Consider the following 8,674-nt stretch of genomic DNA (forward strand, 5'->3'; position numbering starts at 1 on the left):
TTTCATGTGCCTGATGCACCGCTATCGCGAGCAGGCTCACTCCTACAGTTTGATCTGTGTTGTGTCATGAAAAAGGGCCATTCGACTCGCATCGAATGGCCCTTTTTATTGCCGCCGAAGTTACTCGGCAATCTGCAGCTTGCGCGACTCGGTGTACACGTAGCGCACCTTCTTCTGGCGCACGATCAAAGGCTGAATATCGTTCTTTGTAGGAGTGAGCCTGCTCGCGATGAGGTCGTGTCAGTCACCTTTCATGTGCCTGATGCACCGCTATCGCGAGCAGGCTCACTCCTACAGTTTGATCTGTGTTGTGTCATGAAAAAGGGCCATTCGACTCGCATCGAATGACCCTTTTCTGTTGCCGCCGAAGTTACTCGGCAATCTGCAGCTTGCGCGACTCGGTGTACACGTAGCGCACCTTCTTCTGGCGCACGATCAAAGGCTGAATATCGTTCTTTGTAGGAGTGAGCCTGCTCGCGATGAGGTCGTGTCAGTCACCTTTCATGTGCCTGATGCACCGCTATCGCGAGCAGGCTCACTCCTACAGTTTGATCTGTGTTGTGTCATGAAAAAGGGCCATTCGATTCGCATCGAATGGCCCTTTTTATTGCCGCCGAAGTTACTCGGCAATCTGCAGCTTACGTGACTCGGTGTACACGTAACGCACCTTCTCGTACTCGAACGGCGAGTTCATCTGGCCATAGCGGAAGTTGGTCTGATAGCGCTTGTCGACGGCGCGCAAGGCCCAGATTTCCGGGTGGTTTTCGCTGACTTTCGACACGTTCAGGTAGTTGATCGCCGATTCGGCGGTGTAGTCCACGGCAAGGCCCGCGGTGTCGCGGATGTTCGACGGACCGAAGATCGGCAGCACGAAGTAGGCACCACCCGGTACGCCGTAGTAGCCCAGGGTCTGGCCGAAGTCTTCGTTCTGACGCGGCAGGCCCATGGCGGTGGCCGGGTCCCACAGACCGGCAATGCCGATGGTGGTATTGAGCAGCAGGCGGGCGGTGGTTTCCATCGAACGTTTGCCCTTGAACTGCAGCAGGCTGTTGACCAGGTTCGGCACATCGCCAAGGTTGTTGAAGAAGTTGCTCACCCCGGTGCGCAGGAAGCTCGGCGTCACGTAGCGATAGCCGTCGACCACCGGCAGGAACACCCATTGGTCGAAGCGGTAGTTGAAGTGGTAGACACGGCGGTTCCACGACTCCAGCGGGTCATAGACGTTGAGCGCGTTGAGCGTCGAGCGCTCGAACTCACGCTGGTCCAGCCCCGGGTTGAACTTGAGTTTGGACAGCGGCTCCTTGAAACCATCGCTGTCGACCACCACCGGCGCGTTGGCTTTGCTGTTGTCGGCCTGGGCCACGCCTGCACTGAGGAGCGCTGCAATCAGCAGGAGATATTTAGCCACGGAAGAACTCCAGCATGGCGTCGCTGTTGACGCGGTAGTTAAGGTTGCCGCAGTGGCCGCCGTACGGATAAACGGTCAGGCGATCGCCAAAGGTCTTGCGCAGGAAACCGAGGTCGCCAGGGCCGAGGATCACGTCATCAGCATTGTGCATGACGGCGATTTTCGGGCTGTCGTGCAGGTAATCCTTGAGGGCATACAGGCTGACCTGGTCGATCAGTTGCAGCAGGCTGCCGCCGTCGGTGCGGGCGCGCCACATCGGGATCACCTGATCGGTCAGGTAGCAGTCGAAGTCGCATTGCAGCGCACGCTTGAGGAACGGCGTGAGGCTGGTGCCTTCGGTGATCGGGAATTTCGGCGGGGTGATCAGGCCACGACGGTTGATCAGGTCGGAGGTGAAGGCGATGTCGGCCGCCGAGAAGCGGAACGAAGTGCCGATCAGCATCGCCATCTGCTCGTTGGTCAGGTGTTGTTTCGACTGCTGGAAGTCGTAGAGCAGGGCGTCATTGAGGTCGATGTAGCCTTTCTGCTGGAAGTAGCGGGTCAGTTTGTTCAGCACCAGTTCATAGAAGGTGGTGCTGTTGTTGATGCCTTTAACCTCGGTCTGCACCAGCTTGTCGAGGTTGGTGATCGAGGTATAGAGATTGACCGGCGGGTTGAGCAGCAGGACTTTCTTGAAGTTGAAGCTGCGCCGGGTTTCGTCCAGGTGCGCGACGAACGCGGCATCCAGGGCGCCGAGGCTGTAGCCGCTGAGGTAATACTCGGTGACCGGCAGTTTCGGATGTTGCGCGCGCACGGCCTGCATCACCCGGTACATGTCTTCGGCGTCTTCCTTGGTGATGCCCGGGGTGGCGAAGCGAGAAGCGGCGCTGATGAAGTCGAAGCTGGTCGGCGACGACAACTGCACCACGTGGTAGCCGGCCTTGTAGTAGAGCTTCTTCAGGTATTCGTTGAGCGTGCTGTCAAAGCGCGCACCGGTGCCGGCAATCAGGAAGATCAGCGGCGCCGGTTTGTCCTGCTCGGCGATGCGGTAGGTGAGTTTCTTCACCGCCCAGAAGTTGTCCGGAAGGATGAAGGCCCGCTCCGGGCGCAAGGTGATGCTGTGGTCGGACTGGTTGATGTCGTCATTGGACGGCAATTCCGGGCGCAGGTCCGGTGGCGTCGTGGCGATGGTCGCCTCGAACGGGTTGGTCAGGGGATAGCCATAACTGGCGGCATCGATATCCACCGCCAGTGCGGACGCACTCAGAATAAGGCCGCTGAACAGCGCGGCGAAGCGCAAGGAACGGAGCATGACTGGATCCCTTAAAGGAAAGTGCCGAATGAAGTTCGCAGGCTATGACCACCGGGCTTGCGCCAAAGTGCCATGCCTCGGCACCAAACAGGCAGAATTCGGAGTAATAGTAGCTGGACGATACACTTTGCACGGAGCGGATGACCAGTTAACAGTTGTTAGTGCTTGCCAACGCGTGCGGGCAGATTAAGCTGGCCGCCGATTTCCGTAGATTGGAGTGATTCATGTCCCGCCGCTTGCCCGTGATTCTATTGCTCGTGCTGTTGCCGCTGTGGCTGGCCGCCAGTTATGGCGCGCGTTATGGCTTCATGGAGGATGGGCAGTGGGTCGGCATCTGCGTCGACGAGGCCAGCCGCTGGGAATGCGCGGTGCGCTCGAACCTGGGGCTGATGATTCACTTCAAGGTGTTGGGCTGGACCGCGCTGGGCGCGGCGCTGCTCGGTTTTGTCCTGCCGGGGCGGGCAGGGTGGTGGCTGGCGGTGCTGGCGCTGGTGTTCGGGTTGCCGGCACTGGCGTTGTACAACACGACGTTGGCGGTGTTTGCGGTGGTGATTGGCGGGTTGCGGTTGGTCAGAGCGTCTCGTAGCGCCTGACAGTCAGTCATCGCGGGCAAGCCCGCTCCCACAGGGTTTTGGGTGAACACACCATGTATGTACGAACCGAAAACCTGTGGGAGCTGGCTTGCCAGCGATGAGGCCGGCTCAGGTGCTGAAGATCATCCCTTGCGAACCCGCAGGCAGCGCCAAAGTGCGGCCACCATCACCCCACTGACTAACGCCCAGCCCCACGCCTGCTGATTCAACAAGCCTTCCTCATACAGCTGCGGCGCAATGCCGGCGCCGATGATAAAGGTCAGCAGGGCGATTTCCCGACGCGGCACGCTGACCGGGCGGCACACGTACACCAGCGCCGGCAGGATGAATGCCATGCTGGCAAAACTGCGATAGCGTGCGTCGAAGACCATCTCCAGCATCATCACCGCCGCCGCAAAACCTGCTGCCGCAACCAGCCAGCCAGCGCGGCGTTCCAGCAAATTGAACGCGCGTTCACGCCAACCCTGACGGTTGCTCAAGGTCAGCGTTGCATGCGCCAGCACCAACAGATTCAACACGGTCAGCAAGCCGATCCACAGCCATTCGCTGGCAAACCGCGTGGTCACTCGCGCCAGGTCACCCCAGGCGCCGATCGAGCAGGCTGCAACCGCCGCGAGCAGGGGCAGAACCAACGCCGATTGCGTCGTGCGCACCCGACCGCCGAGCAGCAGCGTGCCGAGGAAAATCAGCCCGCCGACCGCGAGCCATTCCTTCCAGTACGGCACGTTGCTCACCGGCCCGGCGAGTACGCCTTTGTCCTGGCGATCGGCATCGAACAGGCCCCAGTAGCCACCGACTGCACCTTCGCTGGCTCGCTTCCATGGCTGGTCGAACGCCTCGATCAGGTTGTAATGCCAGCCTTCCTTCTCGGCCATGGCGACAAAACCACGAATGAACCGGGCCTCGTTGACCCGACTCGGCAGGGCGGTCTCGCGCTGGCGACCTTCGCTGGGCCAGCCGGTTTCGCCGATCATCACGTCTTTGGGCGCGAATTTGTTGCCGAACACCTGACGCACATCCGCCACATGTTGCAGGGCGACGTCGATGTTCGACGGATCATCTTCCCAGTACGGCAGCAAATGAATGGTCAGGAAATCCACCGCCGGCGCGACTTCCGGGTGCTTGAGCCAGAATTCCCAGACATCGGCATAGGTGACCGGTTGCTTGACCTGGCTTTTGACCTTGTTGATCAGCTTCGCCAGTTGCGCGCCGGTGACTTCCTTGCGCAGCAAGGCCTCGTTGCCGACGATCACCGCGCTGACCACATCCGGGTTGGCGTTGGCCGAAGCAATCAGCAGGTCGACTTCTTTTGCGGTATCCACCGGATTGCTGTTGACCCAGGCGCCGATCATCAGCTTCAAACCGTGCTTGCGCGCCAGATCCGGCAGGGCTTCGAGGCCGGTCATCGAGTAGGTGCGGATGCATTCGAATCGCGTCGCCAGCAGCGCGAGGTCGGCGTCCATGCGCTCCGGGCGCAGTTTGAACGGCACGTCGAACGGCGATTGATCCTTGTCGAACGGCGTGTAGGAGGCGCATTGCAACTTGTGCGTCGGGGTCGCGGCGTCCGGCAGGATCACCGGTTTGCCGAGGCCGTACCAGAAGCCGCCAAGGGCAAACAGGCCGAGCAGGCAGGCAAAGAGATAAGGAACAAACGGGAAGCGGGAAGTCGCGGACATGGTCAGGCCGAGTGGCTGCAAAGCGACGCATGTTACCTGCATTTATCCGCGGGTTGGTGGCCTGCATGATTTGCACATGCAAAGTTCGGGCGGATTGTCTGGCGCCAATTATTCAGAGGTGATTAATGGCCTTCTGATGTCGTTTCTCGTTGTCTTGAGGTCGCTACCAGAGCAGGTCGCGTTTGGCGTCAGGCCGATGATCGAAAGCGTCAGTACCCTTACAGAAAAGACGACTGATGTTCGGACGAGTTTGCGGTCAGGCGTGATGGGGGCGCTGTGCACCATAACAATACGTTGACGATGCCCGGCATCCGTCGGGCGCAGCATTTCGGGGAAGTAAACGATGAAGATGCGACGACTTTTAGGCGCAGGTGCCGCTCTGGTGCTTGCGATGAGTTCCACATTCGCCAGCGCTGAAAAACAGACCCTGAACATCGGTTACGTTGACGGCTGGTCCGACAGCGTCGCGACCACCCACGTGGCCGCCGAAGTGATCAAGCAGAAACTCGGCTACGACGTGAAGCTGCAAGCCGTTGCCACCGGGATCATGTGGCAGGGCGTGGCCACCGGCAAACTCGACGCGATGCTCTCGGCCTGGCTGCCGGTCACCCATGGCGAATACTGGGCGAAGAACAAGGATCTGGTCGTCGATTACGGCCCGAACTTCAAGGATGCGAAAATCGGCCTGATCGTGCCGGAGTACGTCAAGGCGAAATCGATCGAAGACCTGAAAACCGATGACAGCTTCAAAAACCGCATCGTCGGCATCGACGCCGGTTCAGGCGTGATGCTCAAAACCGATCAGGCGATCAAGGATTACGGCCTGGACAAATATACGCTCAAGGCCAGTTCCGGCGCCGGCATGATTGCCGAGCTGACCCGTGCCGAGAAGAAGAACGAATCGATTGCCGTCACCGGTTGGGTGCCGCACTGGATGTTCGCCAAGTGGAAACTGCGCTTCCTCGACGATCCGAAAGGCGTATACGGCGCTGCTGAAACCGTGAACAGCATCGGCAGCAAAGAGCTGGACGCCAAAGCCCCGGAAGTTGCCAAGTTCCTGAAGAACTTCCAGTGGGCGTCGAAAGACGAAATCGGCGAAGTCATGCTGGCCATCCAGGACGGCGCCAAGCCTGAAGCGGCGGCCAAGGATTGGGTGGCCAAGCACCCGGATCGCGTGGCTGACTGGACCAAATAACCCCAAATCGCTTCGGTTCACCGCACATCCTGTGGGAGCGGGCTTGCCCGCGATAGCGGTCTGTCAGTTAACTGATTAGTTGGCTGATACGACGCCATCGCTGGCAAGCCAGCTCCCACAGTTTTTTTTGTGTGCTGAAAATTGGCGAAAACGTCATGTCGTTCTAATACTAAGGTCGTCTGGAACCCGTTCCGCAGCCGCATACAGTGGATATGTTCCAACAATAATCTGTGCTGCGAGGATAAAAACAATGAACGACAGCATTTACCTCTCGATTCAAAACAGCCCGCGCTTCAAGGAGCTGGTGAGAAAAAGGGAACGATTCGCCTGGATACTCTCGGCGATCATGCTAGGGCTTTACTCCGCTTTCATCCTGTTGATCGCTTACGGGCCGCAAGTGCTCGGGGCGAAACTCAGTCCCGGGTCTTCGATTACCTGGGGCATTCCGATCGGCGTCGGCCTGATTGTCTCGGCCTTCATCCTGACCGCGATCTACGTACGGCGCGCCAATGGCGAGTTTGACGACCTGAACAATGCGATTCTCAAGGAGGCTCAGCAATGATCCGGCGTCTACTGGCTCTTTTGAGCATCGCAGCGTTCGCACCAGCCGTCTGGGCCGCTGACGCCCTGACCGGCGAAGTCCACAAACAACCGCTCAACGTTTCCGCGATCGCCATGTTCGTGGTGTTTGTCGGCGCGACGCTGTGCATCACTTACTGGGCTTCCAAACGCAACAAATCGGCCGCCGACTACTATGCGGCGGGCGGCAAGATCACCGGGTTCCAGAACGGTCTGGCGATTGCCGGTGACTACATGTCGGCGGCGTCCTTCCTGGGGATTTCCGCGCTGGTGTTCACCTCCGGCTACGATGGCCTGATCTACTCGATCGGCTTTCTGGTGGGCTGGCCGATCATTCTGTTCCTGATCGCCGAGCGCCTGCGTAACCTGGGCAAATACACCTTTGCCGACGTGGCGTCCTACCGCCTCGGGCAAACCCAGATCCGCACCCTGTCCGCTTGCGGTTCGCTGGTGGTGGTGGCGTTCTACCTGATCGCGCAAATGGTTGGCGCCGGCAAGCTGATCCAGCTGCTGTTCGGTCTCGACTATTACGTTGCGGTGATTCTGGTGGGCATCCTGATGTGCCTCTACGTGCTGTTCGGCGGCATGCTGGCGACCACCTGGGTGCAGATCATCAAGGCGGTGCTGTTGCTGTCAGGCGCCTCGTTCATGGCGCTGATGGTGATGAAGCACGTCAACTTCGATTTCAACACACTGTTCTCCGAAGCGATCAAGGTTCACCCCAAAGGTGAAGCGATCATGAGCCCGGGTGGTCTGGTGAAAGATCCGATTTCGGCGTTCTCTCTGGGACTGGCATTGATGTTCGGTACTGCCGGCCTGCCGCACATCCTGATGCGTTTCTTCACCGTGAGCGACGCCAAGGAAGCGCGCAAGAGCGTGCTGTACGCTACCGGTTTCATTGGTTACTTCTACATCCTGACCTTCATCATCGGTTTTGGCGCGATCCTGCTGGTCAGCACCAATCCTGACTTCAAGGATGCGGCGGGCGCGCTGCTCGGCGGCAACAACATGGCGGCGGTGCACCTGGCCGACGCGGTGGGTGGCAGTGTGTTCCTTGGTTTCATCTCGGCGGTGGCGTTCGCGACCATTCTGGCGGTGGTGGCCGGTCTGACCCTGGCCGGTGCGTCGGCGGTGTCGCACGATCTGTACGCCAGCGTGATCAAGAAGGGCAAGGCCAACGACAAGGATGAGATTCGCGTGTCGAAGATCACCACCATCGCCCTGGGCGTGCTGGCGATCGGCCTTGGCATTCTGTTCGAAAGTCAGAACATCGCGTTCATGGTGGGCCTGGCGTTCTCCATTGCGGCAAGCTGCAACTTCCCGGTGCTGTTACTTTCGATGTACTGGAAGAAGTTGACCACCCGCGGTGCGATGGTGGGTGGCTGGATGGGGCTGGTGAGTGCGGTGGGTCTGATGATTCTCGGCCCGACCATCTGGGTGCAGATCCTGCATCACGAGAAGGCGATCTTCCCTTACGAGTACCCGGCGCTGTTTTCGATGATCATTGCGTTCATCGGCATCTGGTTCTTCTCGATTACTGACAAGTCGGCGGCGGCCGAGAACGAGCGGGCGCTGTTCTTCCCGCAGTTTGTGCGTTCGCAGACCGGGTTGGGGGCGAGTGGGGCGGTTTCGCACTAAGCGTTGGTTGCATGGTTTGAGGAAATGCCCTGGTTGAGAGATCGGGGCATTTTTTTGTGGGCGGTTATCGGACTTGGGCCTTCGTGGTTGGTGTTTATGAGTACATATCCGTTGCTGCGGTAACGGCTGCTTAGGGTTCCGCCCTTACGGCGGGTCACTTTTGGCAAACGCCCCAAAAGTAACCAAAAGGTCTGTGCCCTGACGTTCGGCCCTCGCTTAGGCTCGGGTTCCTTCGCTCCGGGATTCATCCGGGGGGCAGCGCCTACGGTTTGCTTCGCTGCACCTCCTCTCGCT

At 59.3% G+C, this 8,674-nt stretch carries 7 protein-coding genes; 4 read left to right on the plus strand and 3 right to left on the minus strand.

The annotated features are described in order from the left end of the window. Nucleotides 1-619 precede the first annotated feature (619 nt). On the minus strand, nt 620-1,408 hold the full coding sequence (locus DBR18_RS22745) for a VacJ family lipoprotein (protein ID WP_108592005.1): 789 nt from the start codon (nt 1,406-1,408) through the stop codon (nt 620-622). Further along, nucleotides 1,401-2,699 carry a serine/threonine protein kinase gene (locus DBR18_RS22750; RefSeq protein ID WP_108592006.1) on the minus strand — a complete coding sequence of 433 codons (1,299 nt, stop codon included), beginning with the start codon at nt 2,697-2,699 and terminating at the stop codon, nt 1,401-1,403. Before DBR18_RS22750 ends, DBR18_RS22745 begins: the two co-directional genes overlap by 8 nt. 224 nt (nt 2,700-2,923) lie before the next feature. Between DBR18_RS22750 and DBR18_RS22755 the strand changes: the two genes are divergently transcribed. Continuing rightward, nucleotides 2,924-3,292, plus strand: coding sequence for a hypothetical protein (locus tag DBR18_RS22755; RefSeq protein WP_007969642.1), 369 nt, complete (start codon nt 2,924-2,926; stop codon nt 3,290-3,292). 122 nt (nt 3,293-3,414) lie between these two features. Here DBR18_RS22755 and DBR18_RS22760 read toward each other — a convergent pair whose 3' ends face one another. Then, the gene (locus DBR18_RS22760; protein WP_108592007.1) at nt 3,415-5,010 is read right to left on the minus strand and encodes a beta (1-6) glucans synthase; all 1,596 of its coding nucleotides are present in this window, start codon (nt 5,008-5,010) and stop codon (nt 3,415-3,417) included. 301 nt (nt 5,011-5,311) lie between these two features. Between DBR18_RS22760 and DBR18_RS22770 the strand changes: the two genes are divergently transcribed. The 3 genes from DBR18_RS22770 (at nt 5,312) to DBR18_RS22785 (ending at nt 8,380) form a co-directional block, all read left to right on the plus strand. Then, on the plus strand, nt 5,312-6,163 hold the full coding sequence (locus tag DBR18_RS22770) for a glycine betaine ABC transporter substrate-binding protein (protein WP_003222989.1): 852 nt from the start codon (nt 5,312-5,314) through the stop codon (nt 6,161-6,163). A 250-nt stretch (nt 6,164-6,413) separates the two neighbouring features. After that, entirely contained in the window at nt 6,414-6,725 is a 312-nt protein-coding gene (locus DBR18_RS22780) for a DUF485 domain-containing protein (RefSeq protein ID WP_003222991.1), read from the plus strand. Then, nucleotides 6,722-8,380: a cation acetate symporter gene (locus DBR18_RS22785; RefSeq protein WP_108592009.1), complete on the plus strand. Its 1,659-nt coding sequence runs from the start codon at nt 6,722-6,724 to the stop codon at nt 8,378-8,380. The genes DBR18_RS22780 and DBR18_RS22785 overlap by 4 nt, the downstream gene beginning before the upstream one ends. Nucleotides 8,381-8,674 lie beyond the last annotated feature (294 nt).

Origin of the sequence: Pseudomonas sp. HMWF021, assembly GCF_003061005.1 — a bacterium.
Lineage (GTDB): Bacteria > Pseudomonadota > Gammaproteobacteria > Pseudomonadales > Pseudomonadaceae > Aquipseudomonas.

What these genes read in the sequence shown, in the direction of transcription:
- DBR18_RS22750 (WP_108592006.1), bottom strand. Translation starts at nt 2,699, where the DNA reads ATGCTCCGTTCCTTGCGCTTCGCCGCGCTGTTCAGCGGCCTTATTCTG.
- DBR18_RS22755 (WP_007969642.1), top strand. Translation starts at nt 2,924, where the DNA reads ATGTCCCGCCGCTTGCCCGTGATTCTATTGCTCGTGCTGTTGCCGCTG.
- DBR18_RS22760 (WP_108592007.1), bottom strand. Translation starts at nt 5,010, where the DNA reads ATGCAGGTAACATGCGTCGCTTTGCAGCCACTCGGCCTGACCATGTCC.
- DBR18_RS22770 (WP_003222989.1), top strand. Translation starts at nt 5,312, where the DNA reads ATGAAGATGCGACGACTTTTAGGCGCAGGTGCCGCTCTGGTGCTTGCG.
- DBR18_RS22780 (WP_003222991.1), top strand. Translation starts at nt 6,414, where the DNA reads ATGAACGACAGCATTTACCTCTCGATTCAAAACAGCCCGCGCTTCAAG.
- DBR18_RS22785 (WP_108592009.1), top strand. Translation starts at nt 6,722, where the DNA reads ATGATCCGGCGTCTACTGGCTCTTTTGAGCATCGCAGCGTTCGCACCA.